The following is a 20,855-nucleotide window of genomic DNA, read 5'->3' as shown; positions in this document are numbered from 1 at the left end:
CCATGGGCGACCTCGCGCCGATCTACCGGCACGCCGACGTCTACGACGCGTTCTACGAGGGGCGCGGCAGGGCGTACGAGTCCGACGCCCGGACGCTCGCGCGGCAGATCCGGCACCGCAACGCCGCGGCGTCCTCGCTGCTGGACGTGGCGTGCGGGACGGGTCGCAGCCTGCGCTGGTTCGCCGAGTGCTTCGAGCACGTCGAGGGGATCGACATCGCCCCGGACATGCTCCGCGTCGCGCGCGACCGGGCGCCGGGCGTTCCGCTGCACCGCTGCGACATGAGGTCCTTCGACCTCGGCCGGCGTTTCGACGCCGTCACCTGCCTGTTCAGCGCGATCGGCTATGTGGGGGACGCCGGGCAGCTGGAGTCCGCGCTGTGCGCTTTCGGCCGCCATCTCCGTCCCGGCGGGGTCCTCGCCGTGGAGCCCTGGTACTTCCCGGAGACCGCTCTGTCCGACCGTGTCACCGGAGATCTCGTCACGGTCGGCGGCCGGACCATCTCCCGGATGTCCCATACGGTCCGGGAGGGCCGGCTCCACCGCATGGCCGTGCACTACCTGGTCGGCGAGGAGGGGACCGGCGTCCGGCATCTCACCGACCGGCATCTGCTGAGCCTCTTCACCAGGCGGGAGTACGAGACGGCGTTCGCCCGAGCGGGGGCCGCGACCGTCGAGTATCTGAAGACCGGCCCGGGACGTCCGGGGATGTTCATCGGCGTCATGGAGTGAGCACGGCCTCAACCACGGGCGAGGATCTCGCGGAGCGCGGTGATGACCTTCTCCTGGAGCCCGCGCGGCAGCGACGGGTACATCGGCAGCGAGAAGATCTCGGCGGCGGCGGCCTCGGTCGCCGGGAGGTCGCCGGTGCCGTAGCCGAGGTGCGCGAACCCGGTCATGGTGTGCACGGGCCAGGCATAGCTGATGTTGAACTCGAACCCGTACTCGCGCAGCGCCTTGAGGATGCCGTCGCGTTCCGGATGCCGGACGACGTAGATGTAGTAGACGTGCTCGTTGCCCGCCGCGACCTCGGGCAGAACGAGCCCGGTGCCCGCGAGCCCTTCGGCGTACCGCCGGGCGACCGCGCGGCGCGCGGCGATGTAGTCGTCCAGGCGGACGAGCTTGCGGCGCAGGATCTCCGCGTGCACCTCGTCGAGCCGGGCGTTGTGGCCGGGGGTGCGCACGACGTAGTAGCGGTCCTCCATGCCGTAGTACCGCAGGCGGCGCAGGTGCCGGTCCGTCTCGTCGTGCGAGGTGACCACGGCGCCCGCGTCCCCGTACGCCCCGAGGACCTTGGTCGGGTAGAAGGAGTAGGCGCCGGCGTCCCCGACGGTCCCGGCGATCCGGCCGAGGCGGCGGGCCCCGTGCGCCTGGGCGCAGTCTTCGAGGAGCCTCAGCCCGTGGGAGTCGGCCACGCGCCGCAGCGGCGCGAGATCCACCATCTGGCCGTAGAGGTGCACCGGGAGCAGGCATGCGGTGCGTCCGGTCACGGCGTCCCGCACCTGGCCGGTGTCCATGAGGTAGGTGGCGGGGTCGATGTCGACGAACACGGGGGTCGCGCCCACCGCGTCGATCGCGAGGACCGTCGGCGCCGCCGTGTTGGACACGGTGACGACCTCGTCGCCGGGGCGGACGCCCAGGGCCTGGAGGCCGAGCTTGACGGCGTTGGTTCCGTTGTCGACTCCGACGCAGTGCCGCGCACCGTGGTAGGAGGCGAACTCCGCCTCGAAGCCCCGGACGCTCTTTCCCAGGATGAGCCGGCCGGAGCGGAACACACTGTCGACCGCGTCGAGGATGTCGTCGCGCTCGCTCTCGTACTCGTGCCGGTAGTCCCATACGTGGATGGCCATCGCCGCCCCCTCAGCCGTCAACGCCGCTCAGCTTCTCCAGCTCGGGGATGACGTCGGCGGGGCCCGGCCGCGCCCGCCATTCCCGCCGCAGCTCGCCGGCGGCCTTGGTGTAGGCGGAGCCGTGCAGGACGGCGCTGATCCGTGACCGTATCTCCGCCACGGACTGCGTCTGATGGTCCAGGGGCTCCCCGGCCCCGCGCTCGGCCACGTAGCCTGCGGTGAGCCACGAGTCGGCGTCCCGGTCGGCGTTGGACACGGAGATGTCCTCGCCCTCCCCGCTGAAGATCATCCGGATGGACTCCCCGGTATGGACGACGAGCTGGGGCACGCCGGCGGCGACGGACGACATGAACGCGCCGCTGGAACCGTGGTGGATCACGGCGGAGCAGGTCGGCAGCAGCTCGGTGAGCGGGACGTAGTCGACGGGCCGCACGTTGCCCGGCAGCCGCGGGATCCGGGCGAGCTGCTCCCCGGTGCAAAGGGCCACGACCTCGACGTCCTGGTCGTCCAGCGCCTCGATGAGCTTGGGCAGGCGGGGATCGCCGCCGCGCTGCCACAGCCGCACCGACAGGCCGAGGGTCAGGGCCACGCGCGGGCGCTCGGGCCGGGCGTGCAGCCAGGACGGCTTGACCGCGCCGCCGTTGTAGGTGATCCACCGGACCGGCCGGACCGGCGCGTGCGCGGTCAGCCGCCGCTCGGCGGGGATCGGGTCCAGGGCGAGCCCGCCGAGCACGAGGTCGTCGTCGACGTCCAGCCCGTACCGGTCGGCGACCGGGCGCAGCGCTTCGACCAGCGGGTTCTCGCCCACCGTGGCGCGTGCGGGCCCGCCGCGCCCGGCGAACACCTCGTGCGCCCAGCCGCTGTAGTCCGGGCCGATCAGGAGCCGGGCGTGCGGCGCGCCGCACGCCCGGGCGACCACTCCGCCGAGCGGGAACCAGGCGTCCCAGAGCACGAGGTCGGGCTGCCAGGCGCGGCCGAACGCGACGAGCCCGTCGATGTCCTCGCGCGGCTCGCGCTGGAGGAAGAACCGCGCGTTGAACGCGTAGTACTGGTAGAAGACGTCCCAGTAGTCGCGTTCGGCGGGGCTGAGGCCGAGCGCATCGGCGAACGCCTCGCGGACCTCCTGGTCGGGCAGGAGACCGTGCTCCTTCCAGTTCCGCAGAGAGAGCGGCGTGGGCTCCCCGAACGTCACGACGGTCAGGCCCGCGGCGGTGACGATCTGCTCGCCGCCGGGCGCGGTGCCGACGCAGACCTCGTGTCCCGCGTTCTGCAGCGCCTGGGCGTAGGGGATGACGATGTTGAGGTGGGAGGCGTGGGGTACGGCGGTCACCAGGACGCGCATCACCGGCTCCTTGTCGGTCGGTCGTTCGGGCACGCAACGGCCAGGCAGAGCAGGAGGCTCCTGACCTCGATGCCGAGGTAGTGGCCGTGCCGTTGCAGCGCGTTCAGCTGCTTGAGCGAGATCCAGGAGAAGTCGGGCGGCACCCGCCGCGGGAAGTCGTCACCGGCCTCCACCACCAGGTAACGGGTCTCCGCGTGCAGAAAACGCCCGCCCTCCTCTGACTGCACCGTGTCGTAGCGGACGCCGTCACCGGCGGTCAGCAGATGGTCGAGGAACGGCGGGCGGTGCTCCGGCGGGGTGCGGTCGTAGGCATGCATGGGGAAGCGCACGGTGGGACCGAGTTCGATCGTGTCCCGGTAGCCGGGCAATGCCTCGGCCCGTACCAGCGCGTGCGGGACTCCGTTGACGCTCCGGACGACCAGCCCCGCCAGTGTCGGGCCGTGCGGCGCCAGCAGCGGCTGTTTCCACCGGGGCGCCTCGCGGGTCCGGGCGTGCACGCGGACGCTGGCGATGCTGAACTCCCCGGCGCCGTCCTCCGGACGGATCCGGTCGGTGTCGCGGCGCCAGCCGGGCAGAGCGGTCAACGGCACGAGCCGGGCCGACATCTCGTGCTCGCACTTGCGGCGTACGAGCCAGCTCATGACCTCGGTCATCGGGTGGACGGCGCCCGGCTCCGGCGGGTCTCCCAGCGGTTCGCCGAAGACCTCGGCTCCGGACGCCCCCGCGTCCGCCATGGCCGACAGGCACCCGAGGACGGTACGGGCGTCCATGTTGACGACGTTCGGCCGCTGGAGCAGGCATCCGATCTGCCCGAGCGTCAGCCACAGGAAGTCCTCGTGCGCGGCCACGTCGTCGCGGACCTCGACGACCACGTTCCGGTTGCGCTTGAGATGGAACCACGCCCCTTGCTCGGACTGCATGACGTCGACCAGCACCCGGCCCCGCGCCGGGTCGGTGAAGTACTCGACATAGCGCGACGGCCGTCCGCCGTGCACCCGGGTGTAGTTGCTGGGAGTCGCCTGGACGGTGGGCGACAACTGCACCATGCCGACGTTGCCGGGCTCCATCTTCGCCTGGAGCAGGAAGTGCAGGACGCCGTCGAACTCCTTGGCGATCAGTCCGAGGATGGCGATGTCCCGCTGGACGAGGACGGGCTGCCACCACTCCCCGACCGGGCCCTGGTTGGTCGTGACGTGCATCCCCTCGACGGTGAAGAACCGGCCGCTGCGATGTCCGAGCACGCCGGTGCCCGGCGCGAAGCCCCAGCCGTCCGGCTCGGTCAGCTCGTCCAGCGTGATCAGCGCGCTCTCGAAAGGCCGGCGCCTTCTCTCCGCGATCCACGCGTCGACGTCGGGGCTGAGCCGCGACGCCGTCGCCCGCGCGGAGGCGGCCAGGCGGTCCGTCAGGCGGGCGAGTACGGGAGTCATGGGTTCGCGTCCATCCACGCAGGCCGGGCAATCGTTCGGACTCGGGTCACTGCGTGCATCGTCGCGGCGCCGAGATACCCGCGCACCTTCCAGATTGCCCAGTGCGGTGACGCAGGACCGCAGGTCCGGAGATGCGGCGGCGCTCCTCTCGTTGGCACGCTTCTGGTGCGTGCCGTCACGTCCCGGAGTGGGTGGTCATCGTGAAGTTCTTGCCCGGCGGACGACCGGCCTCGGCCGCGGTCATCGGGATGGGGTACGTGGGTTCGACGGTCGCCGCGGTGCTGGCCGCCGCGGGCGTGGACGTCGCCGGCGTCGACGTCGACCGCGGTGTGGTGGACCGGCTGGCCGCCCGCCGCTGCCCGTACCGGGAACCCGGCCTGCCGGAGCTGCTCGCGGACGGGCTGGACGCGGGCAGGCTCCGCGTCACCACCGACTACGCGCCGGCGGCGAGCGCGGACGTCGTGATCATCGCGGTGGGAACGCCCGTCCAGGGCACCGAGTTCGTCGACGCGCACCTGCGCGACGCCTGCGCGGAACTGGCCGCCCGGCTCCGTCCGGGGCACCTCGTCATCCTCAAGAGCACCGTGCCGCCGGGGGTGACCAGGAAGGTCGTCGCGCCGCTCCTGGAGAAGAGCGGCCTGAAGGCCGGTGAGGACTTCGGGCTGGCGTTCTGCCCCGAGCGGCTGTCGGAGGGCCGGGCCCTGCACGAGCTGCGGACGTTCCCCATCGCCGTCAGCGGATGGTGCCGGGACAGCGGCCGGGCCGCCGCGGCCTTCTGGCGGCGCACGATCGGCGCGGACGTCGTCGGCTGCGCGTCCATGGAGTGCGCCGAGATGGTCAAGCTGGCCACCAACTGGTGGATCGACCACAACATCGCGATGGCCAACGAGCTCGCCAGGCTGTGCGGCGCCCTGGACGTCGACGTGCTGGAGGTGATCGCCGCGGCGAACACCATCCGCAAGGGCGCGGGGAACGTCAACATCCTCCTGCCGAGCGTCGGGGTCGGCGGATCGTGCCTGACCAAGGATCCGTGGATGCTCTGGCGGGCGGCCCGCGACCTCGGCGTCGACCTCGGCACGGTCCCCGCCGCCCGGCGGATCAACGACTCGATGCCCGGCCACACCGTCGACCTGATCGTGCGGGAGCTGGCCCGGATGGGCCGCGGGCTGGACGGGGCGAGGATCGCCGTCCTCGGCGTGGCCTTCAAGAACAACAGCGGCGACCTCCGCGCCACCCCCGTCGCGCCGGTCGTCGCCGCGCTCCGGCAGGGCGGGGCCGACGTCTCCCTCTTCGACCCGCTGGCCGATCCCGGCGAGGTCCGGGAGCGGTTCGGCCTGGCGCCCGCCGCGTCCCCGCGGGAGGCGCTCGCCGGCGCCGACTGCGTCGCCGTGCTCGCGCGGCACGACGAGATCGACGAGATCGACCTGGTCGCGCTGCGGGACACCATGGCCGGGTCGTGCGTCATCATCGACGGCCGCGCCCACTACTCGCGGGCCGCCATCGAACGCTTCCGCAGCCATGGATTCGCCTTCCGCGGGATCGGGAGGTGACGCCGTGAACGAGGTCGTCGTCACCGGGGGATGCGGCTTCCTCGGCGGCCATCTGGTGGACGAGCTCGTCCGCCGCGGCGCGCGGGTCACCGTGTTCGACGGAGCACCGCCCCGTGAGCGTCCGCAGGTCCCACCGGTGCGCCATGTGAGCGGCGACGTCCGGGACCGCGCGCGGCTGGCCGAGGCCATCCGGGACGGCGTGGACACCGTCTACCACTTCGCCGCCGTCGTCGGCGTCGACCGCTACCTCGAACGCCCGGTCGACGTCATCGACGTCAACCTGCTGGGCACGAGGAACGTCCTGGAGCTCGCCGCGGCGGCGGGCGCCAAGGTCGTCGTCGCCAGCACCAGCGAGGTCTACGGCCGGAACCCGGCCGTCCCCTGGAAGGAGGACGACGACCGGGTGCTGGGCGGCACGGACGTGGACCGCTGGTGCTACTCGTCCAGCAAGGCGCTGGGCGAGCACCTGACCTTCGCGTTCGTCCGGCAGCGGGGGCTGCGGGCGGCCGTCGTGCGCTACTTCAACGTCTACGGTCCGCGGCAGCGGCCCGCCTTCGTCGTCAGCCGCGGCGTCCACCGGGCCCTGAACGGGCTGCCGCCGGCCGTCTACGACGACGGCCGCCAGACACGCTGCTTCACCTACGTCCAGGACGCGGTCGAGGCGACGCTCCTCGTCGCCGCCCGCGAGGACGCCGTGGGGGAGTGCTTCAACGTCGGCAGCCCGGTCGAGACCACGGTGGCCGAGCTGACGGCCCTCATCGTCGAGCTCACCGGCGCCGGCGCCGCGGTCCCCGTCGCCACCCGCGACCTGCTGGGCCGCGGCTACCAGGACCTGCGCCGCCGGATACCCGACACGAGCAAGATCGGCGAGATGCTGGGCTGGCGCGCGACGACCCCGCTGCGCGACGGCCTGGCCAGGACGATCGAGTGGGCCAGGGCGAACCCGCGGTGGCTGGAGCTCTCCGACACCGGCGCTGCGCCGCTCCGCGGGACCGCGCCGAGGTGAGCGTCATGACACGCCCACCCGTCCTGGCGCCAGGGGATCAGCGCCTTCTGAGCTCGGCGACTTTCTCCAGATCGGCGCCCGAGTAGCTCCCGGCGTCGGTGAAGAACTCGACGCAGAGGCTCTCGACCCCGCCGGGGGCGATCGCGGGAGCCTTGGAGTTGTACTCCCGCAGCCGTAGCCGCGCCTCCGCCGTCGCGCGTGCGAAACGCCCGGTCACATCCACGTCATCGACGAGCACGTCGTGCATGGCGCGGGTCATGATGTCCTGGATCCGGGCGAAGTTCCCGAACATCGCTCCTCGCGCTGCCGGACCGCGCTCGCGGCCGCCTTCACCGGGTGCCGCGGCGAGCTGCTCGCTGGGCACGCGGTGATGGGGATTGGCCGCGAACCAGCCCTCCTCCTCCAGCAGTGCGAACGCGGAGCCGGTCAGCGGAAGGAAGCTCATCCTCTTGTGGCGGTCGGCCGCGTTGCGCGGATTGTGGACGAACTGGAGGAAGGCCAGCGCGCCGTCGCGTGTCCGCTCGTCGAGACGGTCGGACAGCCAGAGCGAGCTGCCGGCGACCGCGTTCCCGGCGTGCGGGACGTCGCCGTTGTACGGGCAGGCGCCCACGTCGAGGCCGAAACCGGCGGTCTTCGCCGCCTGCACCATGTAGTCCACGTCGTTCGACGAGCTGAGCCGCAGAGCCGTGCGCTCGTCGGCGAAGGCCTGGAACGTCCCCTGCCAGTCGGGGATCCTGCCGGTGTAGAGGTAGTGGCCGCGACGGTGAAGCCGCCGCCACCACCGTGCCCAAGCGAGCATCTCCGGTGCGGCGAGGTCGATGGTGGTGGCACGGCCCGACCGTCCGTTGTCGTTGTCGGTGAGCAGCCCGCCCTGCGCGGCCAGCGCCTGCTGGAAGAACATCCCGTGATTGGACCAGGTGATACCGTGCGCGGGGCCGCCGGCGAGCCCGGCGACGGCTTCGCAGGTGTCCTCCACGTCGCCCCACGTCCGCGGCATCCTGGACGCGCCCGCGCTTTCGAGGACGCCCGCGTTCCCGTACAGCACACTGGTCGTCCCGACCGACGGCATCGACGTCAGACCGTCGTCGCTGTAGTACTCCCGCAAGGCGGGGATGATGTCGCCGAGGACGACCGGCTCGCCGAGGATCTCGGCCCGGCCGCCGACGGCCGCCTCCACGGAGGTGAACTGCGGCGACCCGTCCGGCGCCAGCGTGTCACGGGCGACCTGGTTCAGATAGAAGTAGTACTCGGCGACGGCCGGGCGCCTTCCCGCTTCGATGGCGGCGGAGACGTCCCGCGGTCCGGAGAAGAAGTCGAGCCGCACGATGTCGACCTCATAGTCGGGGTGCCGTTCCTCGAACTCCCGGGCCCGCTCGGCCCACCAGGTCATGTATCCGGGAAAGGTGAGGTCGACCACCCAGACGTCGAGCATGGTCTTCTGTCGCAAGAGATCTCCCATGTTCCTGCGGGCGAGGCCGCAAGGACGATGCTCCCGCCGGCGGCCATCGCCTCGCATCTCCGCCCTTGCCGTCCCCGTTCGACGCGGGAGCGCGGACCGCGGCGGCTCCGCATTCCGGAAGGTGCGATGGCGCGCGTGCACCCGGGACAGTGGTTCCGCCGGACCGATCCGCCCTTCTGGAGCGCACATGGGCCTTCCCACGATCCAGCGGTCGTCCATGAGACCCGCCCGGACGGCCGCCGCGCTGGCGGTCGCCGCAGCGGCGACCGGAGCCGCCGTGCCGGCCACCGCACTCACCTGGGCACCCTGCGAGGATCTCGGCGAACCCGCCCCCGGCGTCCGGTGCGCGACGCTCGACGTGCCGCTCGACTACGCGCGTCCGGACGGCACGAGGATCCGGATCGCCGTGTCCCGGCGCACCGCCGACGGACCGGCCGGGCGCAGGGGCGTGCTGGTGCTCAATCCCGGCGGCACGGACCGCTCGGAGCTGGCCATGCCCGCGCGGCTGGTGGCGCAGGGACTTCCCGACGAGGTGCGCGGACGCTACGACCTGGTCACGTTCGACCCTCGCGGTGTCGGACGAAGCGCCCCCGCGACCTGCGATCTCCAAGCCGGGCAGGAACTGAACATCCCGCCGTCCCCGTACGCGCGTGACACCGGTGACGTCCTCCGGAGCGCCGCGCTGATGCGGACCATCGCCCACCAGTGCGGCGCCTCGAAGACCGGTTACCTGCTGCCGCACATGTCGACCGCGGACGTCGCGAGGGACATGGACCGGGTCAGGGCGGCCCTCGGCGAGGAGCGGATCTCCTACCTCGGGTACTCCTACGGCACGTACCTCGGCGCGGTCTACGCGACGCTCTTCCCGCGGCGCACCGACAGGATCGTCCTCGACGGGGTGGTCGGCCCCGGCGGCATGGACCACACCTGGTCGAGACGGCTCGCCGAAGGAGTGGAGCAGCGCTTCCCGGATTTCGCGCGCTGGGCCGCGGCGCGGAACCGGACCTACGGTCTCGGCGCCACTCCCCGGCAGGTACGGGACGGGTACTTCAGGCTGGCTAGCCGCCTGGATCGCGCACCCGCGGGCACCATGGACGGTCCCGGCTTCCGTTACCTGACCTTCAGCTCCCTGTTCAGCGACCAGACCTTCCCCGCCTTGGCCAAGGCGTGGCGGGCATTGGCCGAGACGTGGCGGCGGCCCGGCCCAGGCGCCGCAGGCGACCTGCCCGGCAGGGACGAACCGGCCGACTTCTCCGGGATGATCCAGCGCTCGTGCAGCGACGCCCCTTGGCCTCACGACATCTCCTACTACGCGCGCACCATCGAGTCGGACCGGTCGCGATTCCCGATGTTCGGCGCCTCGGCGGCCGGCATCTGGCCCTGCGCGTTCTGGCCGTCCCGCCCCACCGGGGCCCGGATCCGGATCGGCGCCGCCGGGCCGTCCAACATCCTGCTGGTGTCCTTCACGCGCGACCCCGGGACGCCGTGGCGCGGTGCCGCCGAGATGCGCGTCGCGCTCGGGCGGCGAGCGCGCCTGCTCGCCGTGGACGGCGGGGGCCACATGGTCTACCTTTCCGGCGCGAGCGCATGCGCTGACACGATCGTCACGCGCTTCCTGGCATCGGGCGTCCGTCCGGTGACCGACAGCCGCTGCGGCTCGAATACCGTCACGAGCACGGGAACCCAGCGTGTCGACCTGGGAACCGGGAGGCGCGAAGGGTAAGACTCGGTTCATGCCGTGCACGCTGAGTTCGGAGAGATCTACTCACCGTGCATCGGGCAGGCCGCCTGCGCAGGGCACATCGGAACAGTGAGAGGGCGCGAGCTTCGTGGTCGATCGATCGAATGAGGACCAGGTCCGGGCCGTCGTCGAGGAGTGGGCGAGCGCGGTACGGGCGGGCGACATGGACGGTGTGCTCGCCAACCACACCGACGACGTCCTGATGTACGACGTGGTCGATCCGCCGCGGCTGCGGGGGCTGGCGGACTACCGCAAGCAGTGGGAGCTGTTCTTCGACTACAGCCCGGGCGGGGACGGCTCCTTCGACCTGCTCGACCTGGAGATATCCGCCGGTGACGACGTCGCCTGGTGCCAGGCGATGATCGCGATCGTGGACCTCCGGTGCCGGCTCACCCTGGGGCTGCGCAGGGAGGACGGGCGATGGAAGATCGCCCACGAGCACCACTCGTTCCCGGGCGACACCCCCGGATGACGGCGGCCATCGGCAGCGTCCTGCTCGCCAGCATCGATCCGGCGCGCCTTCGCGCCTGGTACGAACGCGCGTTCGGCGTCGACGCCGATGCCGACGGGTTCCTGCGGCTCGGCGCCGTCGCACTGCTCGTCGACGGACGCGACGACGTGGCCGCGCGAACCCGCGAACCGGCCCGGACGATCCTCAACCTGCACGTCGATGACGCCCGCGCCACCGCCGGGCATCTCGGCGCGATGGGCGTGACATGGCTGGCCGGGCTGGAGTACCGGGCCGAGAGCGGCGCCTGGTTCGGCACCGTGATCGACCCCGACGGAAACCATGTGCAGATCATCGAGCTGACCCCGGCGTACTGGACGGCCCGCCGTAACCGGTTCGGCATGACCGGCACAGGGGCACTCGCCGCCGCGCGCCCCGCGACCCGGCTGCCGGCTCAGGATCTCGACCGCGCACGGCGCTTCTACTCGGAGGGACTCGGGTTGGATCCCGTCGAGACGCGTCCGGGTGGCCTGCGCTATGAATGCGGCGGTAACGCCTTCGCGCTCTTCCGGTCATCAGGACGCCCATCCGGTGAACACACTCAGATGGGCTGGTGCGTGGACGACATCGACGCCACGGTCACCGAGCTGCGGGCGCGAGGTGTGGTGTTCGAGGACTATGACGGGCCCGGATTGAGCACCGTCGACGGGATAGCGGAAGTCGCCGGGCACTATCCGTCGCAAGGCGGACGAGGCGAACGCGCCGCATGGTTCTACGACAGCGAAGGCAACCTGCACGGTATCGGCCAGGCCATCGCGCAGGCACGAGCGGAGGACTCCGCACTCTGAAAGGTGCGACGGCCGGTCGGCGGGGTGACGCTTGGGGGTGCAAGGACGAACCGGGCCACGAAAGGAAACGCGCCATGTCCGACTCAGCCGCCGCGTCGACGATCGCCGATGAGCGGAGCGCGGTCGCCAGGGCACCGGAACGGATCTCCGCGGCGTGGGCCGCGGGCGACGGCGACGCGTTCGCCGCCGCCTGCGCCGAGGACGCCACCATGATCCTCCCCGGCGATGTCTGCCTGCACGGCCGCGAGGAGATCCGGACCTTCATGACCAGGGCTTATACCGCCCAGTACAAGAACACGCGCGTCACCGGGCAGCCGATCACGATGCGCTTCCTCGGCGACGACGTCAGCGTCCTGGTGACCCAGGGCGGAGTTCTGCTGCCGGGGGAGACCGAGGTGGCGGGGGAGCGGGCCATCCGGGCGACCTGGGTCCTCGTCAGGAAGGACGGCGAGTGGCTCATCAGCGCCTATCACAACAGCCCCATCACCGCGGCAGGGAGTACCGGCCCAGGTGGAGGCGACAACGCGTGAGCGAGGTCAATCCCTTCGACGACGAAGCCCGCGCATTCGTCGTCCTGGCGAATGACGAGGGCCAGCACTCGCTCTGGCCGTCGTCCACCGCCGTCCCGGACGGCTGGCGCGTGATCCTCGGTGAGTCGAGCAGGCAGCGGTGCCTGACATTCGTGGACGAGCACTGGACCGACCTGGAACCGAGGAGCCTTGCACTCCAGCGGGCCAGGGGAACGTCCGCCTCAAAGGTCGGTGCCCGCCCATCGTGACGCGGTCGGATCACGGCCGAGGTACGCCACGAGACGGTCACTCGGCGAAGCGCCGTCCGGCGCGGTGACCCGCGGCGCGAAGAGCCCGGGACGCGTCGCATCGTCCACCAGCAGAGGCACCACCAGCAGCAGTTCCGCGGAAAGCCCGGCGGGAATGGGCCTGTCGTCGCCGCATGCCCGGGCGATGTCCCAGCCGTGCACGGCGATCTCCAACGCCATGGCCACCATGACACCGTCCACGGGGATGCGGCGGTCGCCGATGGCCGCCGTGTCCCCTCGCGTGACCGGAAGGCCCGCATGCAGGATCCCCATGGCACGCCTGCGAATACTCGCGACCGGATCGTCGTCCGACTGTCTGGTCCTCGCCCGCCCGGGAGCGACGAACCCGGCATACGCGCTCTCCTCCAGCACGTCGAATGCGTCATTCATGTGGTGGAGCAGCGTTCGAACATTCCAGCCGGCGCACGGGGTCGCGCGCAACAGGGAGGAGCGCGAGATGCCGTCAACACAGTCGAGCGCGTGACCGATGGCGCGCTGAAGAAGCGACACTCCCATGAAACTCCGTCCTAAGGGGAGACCGCGAAGAGACTTGAACCGCCCGGGACCGGGCGACTCATCACGCCTGCAACCCGAGTTCCCCGGCCGCGAGCGCGGTGCCCTCCACCCGAGCGCGGATCTTGGCGAAGGCCAGGTCGCGGGAGGTGGACGTGTCATCGGCGAACGGAGAGAAGCCGCAGTCGTCGCAGGTCCCGAGCCGATCGGCCGGCAGGTGCCGGGCCGCTGCGAGAACGCGGTCGCGCACCTCGATCGGACTCTCCACGACCGGAGAGATCGGGTCGATGACGCCGACGAAAACGCGCGCCGCGGACGGAAGATGCTCGGCGATGACGCTCAGGACCCGCTCGGGGTCGGGCTCGCTAGCCAGTTGCAGGTAGAAGTTGCCCGCCCGCAGCCGGAACAGTCCGGGAAGGAGACTCGCGTAGTCGACGTCGAGACTGTGGGTCGCGTCCTCGTCGCCGCCAGGGCACGTGTGCACGCCGATCCTCGCCCGCTCGTCCTCCGAGAACCGGTCCAGCACCCGGTTGTTGAGAGCGATGAAGTCGTCGAGGAGGCCGCCGCTGGGGTCGAGCTTGAGCGACAGCCGCGCCTCGGTGAAGTCGACCTGCACGACGTGCGCACCCGCTTCGAGACACCCGCGGATGTCGGCTTCGGCTTCGGTGACCAGGTCGTCCAGGAACCTCTCGCGCGGGTACCCGTCGATACCGTCCGCCGGATACAGCAGGCTCAGCGCGGACGCGGCGATGACCGCCTGCTTGACCGGGACGCTCGCAGCCGCCCGGGCCGCACGCAGGTACTGCTCGGCATGCACGCGATAGCGGAACGGCCCTGCCTTCAGCCTGGGCAACTGCCGCTGGTGTCCATCCGCGAACGGGATGACCACGCCATCGGACGCCAGGTCCTCAGAGCCTTCGAGGGGATAGGTGACGAAGCTGGGCTTGCTCTGCTCGCCATCGGTCACGACCGGCGAACCGGCGTCCTCCAGGCGCGCGATCGTGTCGCGCACGGCCGCCTCCTGCGCGGCGCGCACGCCGGGGGCGTCACCGGATCGCAGCGCGGCCAGCAGCTCGGGAGGACGGGGGATGCTGCCGATGAGCTCAGTGGGCATGGTCATGGCGGAACGCTATATGACCTCATGTAGTCAGGCAACCACTTACGGTTACTTTTGGCTCCACTCCATCACCGCAGCTCGAACGGCCAGTGAGGGCGGACGAATACCGCCGATATGACTGGTATCGGTGGTCTCGGCCGGCGTCCCACACGGCTCGATGTGTTGGCTCAGCGCAGCAGCCGCCGACAGACATGTCTCTCTGGCGAGTGATTCACACGCGTACTTCTCGACTTGGATGATGCGTCTTCCGAGCGACGTTCGCGGAGGGAGCATGGCTCACAACTGGAAATGCGCGACGGCCAAGTTGCCCGGTTGCGTATGCGCATGCGGCGGGGCCAGGCACGGTTGCCAGGGAGCGTTCAAGATCGCGAGCGGTTCCTTCGAAGGCGTCCTGCTGTACATGAGACAGCGAGAGGCGGACTGGAAGGCGAGCCCTGCGAAGCTGACCTACGGCCAAGCCGCGATCGGGTGCGCGCAAGCGGACGTCGTCCACTGGCTACACCGTGATCACGAACTGCTCGACTGCGCCAGAGCGGCGCAGACGACGACGTTCGAAGACGATCCGGATGTGCCTGACAGAGGCATGGTGTTGCGTCAGGTCATTAGAGACCTCGGCCCGGATCGGATGGACAGCTTCCAAGGGTGGGCGGCGACCACGCACTTCTGGTGTGAGCTGCTCGCCCAGATGGCCTATGCGCTCACTCAATATGAAGAGATCCGTGGCCAAATCTTCCGCATGGTGGAAGACGTCATCGGCCAGTGGGGAGAACGCACTCTGCCGCACGGATTGCAGCATACGTGGGCGATCGGGTCAGCAGTTAATTGGACCTGGCGATATCTGCTTGCGAGCATCGTCCGTACAGCGGGCGCGGGAAGCCTGGCGGCATTGTTGGCCAGCGGAGACGTAGGACGGCTCCTGTGGCCCATCCGTGTCGTGGCAGTGCTGATGTGCCCGGACGCCTCGAATCATCCAGCGGTCAGAAAGTACTGCTGGGAACCGATCGTGAATCTCGCCGAAGCCGAGGTTCGTGGCGCCGTCCGTGAGCGGCTCACTCAGGTCTTCACGAAAGACCCCTGGTTCGCCCCACGGGACGACCTGCCGCGTGAGGGATGACCCGACTCGGCTACTTGCTCACGATCCCGATGTCCACCATCGCTGAGATCATGCCGGTCAGAGTCGATGAAGCCGTCGCCTTGTCTTTGAAACCTTCCTCGACATTCACTCTGATGGGTTCCGCGGGAGCTGACGCCTCAGACGATGGCTGAGGCGAGAGCATCTGGAAGACCTGGCGACCTTCACCTTCCGTGGAAGGACGTATGTAACGCCACCTCCAGCCGAACCAGGAGAAGAATCTCGCCCAAGTATGCCCTTTGGCGCTTCCGCACCCTAGGGTGGGATCGATCCTGCTGTCATGGCAGAGCCGCCAAATCGGCATTCATCTCGACCGGCTCGCGCAAATCCGCGACGAGACACAGGACGCCTTCCGCCGCCTCCTCCCGGCATCGTCGGTAGGCGATCTCGGCTCTGCTCCTTCATCTTGGAGTTCGGCGACATCATCGGCCCGCAGGTGCGCGTTTTGGGCGTCCAGATCGCGCAGCTCGGTGGCTCGTCGCGAACGGGGTGAGCCTCGCGGGGCGATCAGCTGTCGGGGTGCACCATGAGAAGGACGGCGCGGTTGTGAGCGGCATGGCCCCGGTACTGATGAGGGCGGGCGGCATCGAACCGGATGGAGTCGCCTTCGGTCAGGTCGGCGAGGGCGTCGGCGGGTCCGATGGTGACCCGTCCACGGGTGAGGACGAGGCACTCTTCGACGCCGGGCAGGTGAGCGTCGGAATGCTGGGTGTTCTGGCCGACGGCGATGTCGTAGACCTCCACGGTGCCGCGCAGCCTGATGCGGTGAAGCAGACGCGCGCTCACCGCGTCGCCCTCGACCTGCGGCCGGCTGTCGCCGGCGCGTACCACCTCGACCGGCGTCGCGGCCACGTCCAGCAGCTCGCCGAGGGACGCCTTCAGGGCGGTGGCCAGGGCCCACAGGGTGCTCAGGGTCGGGTTGCCCTGGCCCTGCTCGATGCCGTGCAGCGTGGTCTTGCTGATGCCGCCGGCGGCCGCCAGGTCGGCCAGCGATATCCCGGCCGCCGTACGGAGCCGGTGCACGTTCTGTCCCACCACTTGCGCGAAGTCCATGCGTATCAGCATAGTGGTACAGACGTACCAGTATAAGGCTCTACGGAGGCGCTATGACGGTGACGCGGCTACGCGACATTCCGGGCATCGGAGTGGATGTCGTCGGTGACGCGGCGGACGCCGTAGGCGATCCGGACATCCTGCGGCTGGAGAATCTCGACACCGACCTGCGGCCGCCCGCCGTCGCCATCGCCGCCACGCACGCCGCCGTCGACACCGACTCGGCCAACAGCTATCTGCCGTTCCAAGGGCACCGATCACTTCGGACGGCCGCCGCGGCGCACGTCGGCCGCATCTCCGGGCACGCCTACGACGCCGACACCGAATGCGTCAGCGTGGCCGGTGGGCTCAACGGCGTCCTCAACACGCTCCTGGCGACCGTGGAGCCCGGGCAGGAGGTCGTGCTGTGCGACCCCATCTACGCCGGTCTGGTCAACCGGGTCCGGCTCGCGGGCGGCGTCCCCCGCTTCGTCCCCGCGCAGCCCACCGCGGACGGCTGGACCGTCGACGCCGAACGACTCGCGGGCGCCGTCGGACCCGGCACCGCGGCGGTCCTGATGATGGGACCGGCGATGCCGACCGGTCTCGTCCTGGACGAGCGCCACTGGGCCGCCCTCGCCGACGCCTGCGAGCGCCACGACGCCTGGTTGATCTACGACGCGGCGATGGAACGCATCCGCTTCGACGGCCGTCCTCCCAGCCACCCGGCCGCCCATGAGGGACTGGCCCGGCGCACCATCACCGTCGGATCGGCCTCCAAAGAGCTGCGGCTCATCGGCTGGCGCGTCGGCTGGGTCGTCGGCCCCGCCTCCATCGTGGCCGACATCCGCCTTGTCGGCCTGACCAACGTCGTCTGCCAGGTCGGTCTGGCCCAGCAAGCCGTGGCCGCCGCGCTGGACGCCCCCGACGCCGCGGCCGACGTCGCCGCCGCCACCGCCGAATGGCAGCGGCGCTGCGCAACCGTCCTGGACCAGCTCGCCGCCTTCCCGATCATCCGCCCGCACGGCGGCTGGTCGCTCCTCATCGACACCAGGCCCCTGGAACTGACCGGCTCCGAGCTGTCCCAGCGCCTGTTCGACCGGGCGAAGATCGCAGCCACCCCCATGGACGGCTGGGGCCCGAGCGGACGGCACTATCTGCGGATCGTCTTCGCCAATGAACCCGTCGAACGCCTCACCAGCCTCGGCGACCGCTTTCGCCTGGCCGTCTGATGAGAGGCAGCAACGCCAGGGCTCATCGCGCGACGGCTCCGCGAAACTCGATCAGGATGTGGTCGATCACGGGCAACCAGCCGCGGTCGCCGTGGCCGTTCCCATCCGACTCCCGACAGACAAGGGCATGATGACACGCGTAAGGTTCGACGATCTCCCGGCTCCCGATACCCAGGCATGCCGTGGCGCTTTCGAGGTGGCGACGGCCTACCACACGCCCTCCCTGCTCAACCACTCCATCCGCGCCTACCTCTGGGCGGCGGCCCACGCACGGGTCGACGGCATCGCGTTCGACGCCGAGCTGCTGTACGTGTCGGCCCTGCTGCACGACATCGGCCTGGTGGCGGCGTTCGACAGCCACACGGTGCCCTTCGAGGAGGCGGGCGGCCACGTGGCCTGGGTCTTCGGCGCCGGCGCGGGCTGGTCCCCCGAGCGCCGGGCACGGGCGTCGGAGATCATCGTCCGGCACATGTGGCCCGAGGTCCCGGCGACGGAGGACCCGGAGGGCCATCTGCTGGAAGCGTCCACCGCCATGGACATCTCCGGCCGCGACATCGACCGGATCCCGGCCGAGCTGCGTCACGAGGTGCTGGAGCGCTACCCGCGCCTGGACCTGGCCACGGAGTTCATGGCGTGCTTCAACGAGCAGGCGGCGCGCAAGCCGGACAGCACCGCCGCGCAGTCCGTGGCCGGCGGAGTCGCCGACCGCATCGCCCGCAACCCACTCGACACCTGACGAGAACGACGTACATGAGCGCTCCCGCCAGGTCCTGAGCCACCACCCGACCGCAGCTGAGCCGAGGACCGCCCGCCCAGCTGAGGCCGGTCTCGCATCACTCCCTCAGGGGGCAGCGGCACGCCCTGGCCACCGGGATGACGCCAACCGTCCACGCAGCTCACCACGCCGCTGCGCCAGCACGGTTGCGGCGTTAGCGAACACCACAACGGGCGCACCATGAACCGTCCCCAGAATGCCGGCGGACGAGGAGTCCCTCCGGGGTGCGGTCGAGCTGGCCGACATCTTGAACGGCCAGCCAACGCCTGGTTCCGGGACCCGCGGGTGTGGGCCAGGTCGCTGCAGGTGGCCGATGTGCACCATTGGCACAGCTCGGTCGACGTCGCGTTGATCGCCGTGCAGCGTCCCGCCGCCACCGATGTGCGGGCCCCGCAGTGACGGGAACTCGGCTACCGGTTACGCCCGGACGCCGAGCCGATGAAGCTGGCGGTCCCTGAGCCCACCCCGGACGTGATCACCCTGCTGGGACGGACGTGTGCACGCAGAAGCGGCGGTTCCGGTTGACGTGCAGTGGGGGACCTGGAGAGCGCGGCTGCCGGCGGCCGGCGCGTCCGGGCAGGTCGAGGCCGTCGACGTGGCGCCGACGCCGCCCTGACCGCTGTGAAGGGGGCCGTTCACCGTTCCGGGCTCGGCTCGCATCTGCGGCGGGCTCAGGTGCTGGGCTCGCGCCGGCGCCGGACGACCTGGTCGGCTATCGCCTGACCCAGTTCGGCGGTGGTGCCGCGGCCGTGGAGGTCGGGGGTGAGGGGCGCCTCGTCGGGGCCCGCCGCCAGGACGTCCTCGATCGCGCCCAGCAGGTGGGCGCCCGCGTCGGGGTGGCCGAGGTGGTCGAGCATCATCGACGCGCACCAGATCTGCCCGACCGGGTCGGCGATGCCGCGGCCGGCGATGTCGGGCGCGGAGCCGTGGACGGGCTCGAAGAGGCTCGGACGGGTCCGGTCCGGGTTGATGTTCGCGCTCGGGGCGATGCCGATCGTGCCGGTGCAGGCGGGGCCGAGGTCGGAGAGGATGTCGCCGAAGAGGTTGCTGGCCACCACGACGTCGTACCGGTCGGGGTGCAGGACGAAGTTCGCCGCCAGCGCGTCGATGTGGCACCTGTCGTGCGTCACGCCGGGGTAGTGCTCCGCCATCGCCTCGACCCGCTCGTCCCAGTAGGGCATGGAGATCGAGATGCCGTTGCTCTTCGTCGCGGACGTGAGGTGCCGGGCGGGGCGCCGTCCGGCGAGCTCGAAGGCGTAGCGCAGGACGCGGTCGACGCCCACGCGGGTCATCACCGTCTCCTGGAGGACGGTCTCGCGCTCGGTGCCCTCGAAGATCCGTCCGCCGATGCTGGAGTACTCGCCCTCGGTGTTCTCCCGGACGACGAGGAAGTCGACGTCGCCGGGCCCGCGCCCGGCGAGCGGGCCGCGGACGCCCGGCATCAGCCGGCAGGGCCGCAGGTTGACGTACTGGTCGAACGTGCGCCGGAACCGGAGCAGGCTGCCCCACAGGGAGACGTGGTCGGGGACGGTATCCGGCCAGCCCACGGCGCCGAAGAACAGGGCGTCGTAGCCGCCGAGGACGTCCTGCCAGCCGTCCGGCAGCATCGTGCCGTGGCGCTGCCAGTACGCGGCGCTGGCGAAGTCGAAGTGGTCGAAGCGCAGGTCGAGGCCGAACACCCCGGCGGTCGCCTCCAGCGCCCGGAGCCCCTCGGGGACGACCTCCGTGCCGATCCCGTCGCCGGGGATCACGGCGATCCGGTGGGTGGGCGCCGTCACCGGTCGCCTCCGCGGGCCCGCAGGTCCGCCAGGCCGCCCTGGGCGTCCTCGATGACCAGCCGTTCGGCGGTCGCGGAGTCGCCCGCCCGGAGGGCGCGGACGAGGGCGCGGTGGCCGGAGTAGCGGTCCAGGCCGAAGCGGTCGTCCTCGGCGATCTTCTCCAGGCGCAGGGCGCGGCGCTCGGGCCGGGAGAAGACCTGGGTCTGCTCCAGGAGCCGGATCAGGACGGGGTTGTGGGCGCACGCGTTGACCGCGTCGTTGAACTCCTGCATGCGGTCGAGCAGCGCGGTGACGTGCCGGTCGACGTCCTCGCCGTGCCGGTGCCGCGTGGCGATGACGATCAGCAGGTCGTCGGCGGCGTCGAGGATCGCGTCGAGGGCGTCGAGCTGGGCGGGCGTGGCGTGCCGGGCCGCGAAGCGGGCGACCAGGCCGCGCAGCCCGATCTCGACCTCGGCGAGGTCGTCGACGGCGCGCTCGGCGACGTCGGCGACGACGACCGTCCGCGGGCCGGTGCGCTGGATGAGCCCGTCCTGTTCGAGCCGGCGGAGCGCCTCGCGCACCGGTGTGGGGCTGACCGCGAGCCGCTCGGCGAGGCCGCGCTCGGTGACCTTCTGGCCGGGACGCAGCGTTCCCGACCCGATCGCCTCCCGGAGGGCCTGGTAGGCGAGATCGGCTCGGGTCCCGCCGCCTGCGGACGGCCGGTCCGCCGTCGACTTGACCATCATGAGGCCACCGTAGCAGTGGCATGGCAAAGAATCAGTGCCATGGCTTGACTATTTTGCTATAGCA

At 70.9% G+C, this 20,855-nt stretch carries 20 protein-coding genes; 11 read left to right on the top strand and 9 right to left on the bottom strand.

Annotated features, from left to right (window positions below; genetic code table 11):
- The first annotated feature begins 2 nt into the window (after window positions 1-2).
- Window positions 3-731: a class I SAM-dependent DNA methyltransferase gene (locus tag E1300_RS06570; protein WP_131755971.1), complete on the top strand. Its 729-nt coding sequence runs from the start codon at window positions 3-5 to the stop codon at window positions 729-731.
- Window positions 732-739: 8 nt separating this feature from the next.
- Here the strand turns inward: E1300_RS06570 and E1300_RS06565 are convergent, their stop codons facing one another.
- From E1300_RS06565 to E1300_RS06555, 3 genes are read right to left on the bottom strand one after another with little or no spacing between them, the layout of a single operon-like run.
- Complete coding sequence (locus E1300_RS06565; protein ID WP_131755970.1) at window positions 740-1,849, bottom strand: DegT/DnrJ/EryC1/StrS family aminotransferase; 1,110 nt, start codon at window positions 1,847-1,849, stop codon at window positions 740-742.
- Between the two features lie 10 nt (window positions 1,850-1,859).
- A complete protein-coding gene (locus E1300_RS06560; RefSeq protein ID WP_131755969.1) occupies window positions 1,860-3,191 on the bottom strand; it encodes a nucleotide disphospho-sugar-binding domain-containing protein in 1,332 nt (443 codons plus the stop codon).
- Window positions 3,191-4,618 (bottom strand): NDP-hexose 2,3-dehydratase family protein, encoded by a 1,428-nt coding sequence (locus tag E1300_RS06555; protein WP_131755968.1) that lies wholly within the window; start codon window positions 4,616-4,618, stop codon window positions 3,191-3,193. The genes E1300_RS06560 and E1300_RS06555 overlap by 1 nt, the downstream gene beginning before the upstream one ends.
- A gap of 200 nt (window positions 4,619-4,818) precedes the next feature.
- Between E1300_RS06555 and E1300_RS06550 the strand changes: the two genes are divergently transcribed.
- Both E1300_RS06550 and E1300_RS06545 read left to right on the top strand, forming a co-directional pair.
- Window positions 4,819-6,168 (top strand): nucleotide sugar dehydrogenase, encoded by a 1,350-nt coding sequence (locus E1300_RS06550; RefSeq protein ID WP_242618973.1) that lies wholly within the window; start codon window positions 4,819-4,821, stop codon window positions 6,166-6,168.
- Between the two features lie 4 nt (window positions 6,169-6,172).
- Window positions 6,173-7,174, top strand: coding sequence for an NAD-dependent epimerase/dehydratase family protein (locus E1300_RS06545; protein WP_131755966.1), 1,002 nt, complete (start codon window positions 6,173-6,175; stop codon window positions 7,172-7,174).
- A 37-nt stretch (window positions 7,175-7,211) separates the two neighbouring features.
- On the opposite strand, the gene E1300_RS06540 is transcribed toward E1300_RS06545, so the two are convergent.
- Window positions 7,212-8,621, bottom strand: coding sequence for an extracellular solute-binding protein (locus E1300_RS06540; protein WP_131755965.1), 1,410 nt, complete (start codon window positions 8,619-8,621; stop codon window positions 7,212-7,214).
- A gap of 199 nt (window positions 8,622-8,820) precedes the next feature.
- Here E1300_RS06540 and E1300_RS06535 point away from each other — a divergent pair, with 199 nt between their 5' ends.
- The 5 genes from E1300_RS06535 to E1300_RS06510 all read left to right on the top strand — a co-directional run bounded on the left by E1300_RS06535 (window position 8,821) and on the right by E1300_RS06510 (window position 12,448).
- Window positions 8,821-10,356 (top strand): alpha/beta hydrolase, encoded by a 1,536-nt coding sequence (locus E1300_RS06535; RefSeq protein WP_242618972.1) that lies wholly within the window; start codon window positions 8,821-8,823, stop codon window positions 10,354-10,356.
- Between the two features lie 106 nt (window positions 10,357-10,462).
- Complete coding sequence (locus E1300_RS06530; protein ID WP_131755964.1) at window positions 10,463-10,846, top strand: nuclear transport factor 2 family protein; 384 nt, start codon at window positions 10,463-10,465, stop codon at window positions 10,844-10,846.
- Window positions 10,843-11,670: a VOC family protein gene (locus tag E1300_RS52200; RefSeq protein ID WP_242618971.1), complete on the top strand. Its 828-nt coding sequence runs from the start codon at window positions 10,843-10,845 to the stop codon at window positions 11,668-11,670. The genes E1300_RS06530 and E1300_RS52200 overlap by 4 nt, the downstream gene beginning before the upstream one ends.
- A 74-nt stretch (window positions 11,671-11,744) precedes the next feature.
- A complete protein-coding gene (locus E1300_RS06515; protein ID WP_131755963.1) occupies window positions 11,745-12,200 on the top strand; it encodes an SgcJ/EcaC family oxidoreductase in 456 nt (151 codons plus the stop codon).
- A complete protein-coding gene (locus E1300_RS06510) occupies window positions 12,197-12,448 on the top strand; it encodes an MbtH family protein (protein ID WP_131755962.1) in 252 nt (83 codons plus the stop codon). The genes E1300_RS06515 and E1300_RS06510 overlap by 4 nt, the downstream gene beginning before the upstream one ends.
- Here the strand turns inward: E1300_RS06510 and E1300_RS06505 are convergent.
- Window positions 12,422-13,003 (bottom strand): TIGR03086 family metal-binding protein, encoded by a 582-nt coding sequence (locus E1300_RS06505; RefSeq protein WP_165502706.1) that lies wholly within the window; start codon window positions 13,001-13,003, stop codon window positions 12,422-12,424. The two genes, E1300_RS06510 and E1300_RS06505, sit on opposite strands and share 27 nt — an antisense overlap.
- A gap of 61 nt (window positions 13,004-13,064) precedes the next feature.
- Window positions 13,065-14,120, bottom strand: a complete 1,056-nt coding sequence (locus E1300_RS06500; protein ID WP_131755960.1) for a cobalamin-independent methionine synthase II family protein — start codon at window positions 14,118-14,120, stop codon at window positions 13,065-13,067.
- Between the two features lie 268 nt (window positions 14,121-14,388).
- On the opposite strand from E1300_RS06500, the gene E1300_RS06495 reads away from it, so the two are divergent.
- On the top strand, window positions 14,389-15,231 hold the full coding sequence (locus E1300_RS06495) for a hypothetical protein (RefSeq protein WP_131755959.1): 843 nt from the start codon (window positions 14,389-14,391) through the stop codon (window positions 15,229-15,231).
- Window positions 15,232-15,756: 525 nt separating this feature from the next.
- On the opposite strand, the gene E1300_RS06490 is transcribed toward E1300_RS06495, so the two are convergent.
- On the bottom strand, window positions 15,757-16,302 hold the full coding sequence (locus E1300_RS06490) for a helix-turn-helix domain-containing protein (protein ID WP_131755958.1): 546 nt from the start codon (window positions 16,300-16,302) through the stop codon (window positions 15,757-15,759).
- Window positions 16,303-16,355: 53 nt separating this feature from the next.
- On the opposite strand from E1300_RS06490, the gene E1300_RS06485 reads away from it, so the two are divergent.
- Window positions 16,356-17,513: a pyridoxal phosphate-dependent aminotransferase gene (locus tag E1300_RS06485; RefSeq protein ID WP_131755957.1), complete on the top strand. Its 1,158-nt coding sequence runs from the start codon at window positions 16,356-16,358 to the stop codon at window positions 17,511-17,513.
- Between the two features lie 196 nt (window positions 17,514-17,709).
- Entirely contained in the window at window positions 17,710-18,249 is a 540-nt protein-coding gene (locus tag E1300_RS06480; protein WP_242618970.1) for an HD domain-containing protein, read from the top strand.
- A gap of 710 nt (window positions 18,250-18,959) precedes the next feature.
- Here the strand turns inward: E1300_RS06480 and E1300_RS51345 are convergent.
- A complete protein-coding gene (locus tag E1300_RS51345; protein ID WP_207399518.1) occupies window positions 18,960-20,066 on the bottom strand; it encodes a tartrate dehydrogenase in 1,107 nt (368 codons plus the stop codon).
- A complete protein-coding gene (locus E1300_RS51340; RefSeq protein ID WP_207399517.1) occupies window positions 20,063-20,791 on the bottom strand; it encodes a GntR family transcriptional regulator in 729 nt (242 codons plus the stop codon). Before E1300_RS51340 ends, E1300_RS51345 begins: the two co-directional genes overlap by 4 nt.
- Between the last annotated feature and the right edge of the window lie 64 nt (window positions 20,792-20,855).

Origin of the sequence: Actinomadura fibrosa (assembly GCF_900659615.1) — a bacterium.
In the GTDB taxonomy this organism is placed as follows: Bacteria; Actinomycetota; Actinomycetes; order Streptosporangiales; family Streptosporangiaceae; genus Spirillospora; species Spirillospora fibrosa.
The sequence above is the reverse complement of the archived record's forward strand: the minus strand, read 5'-3'. Positions and strand labels throughout refer to the sequence as shown.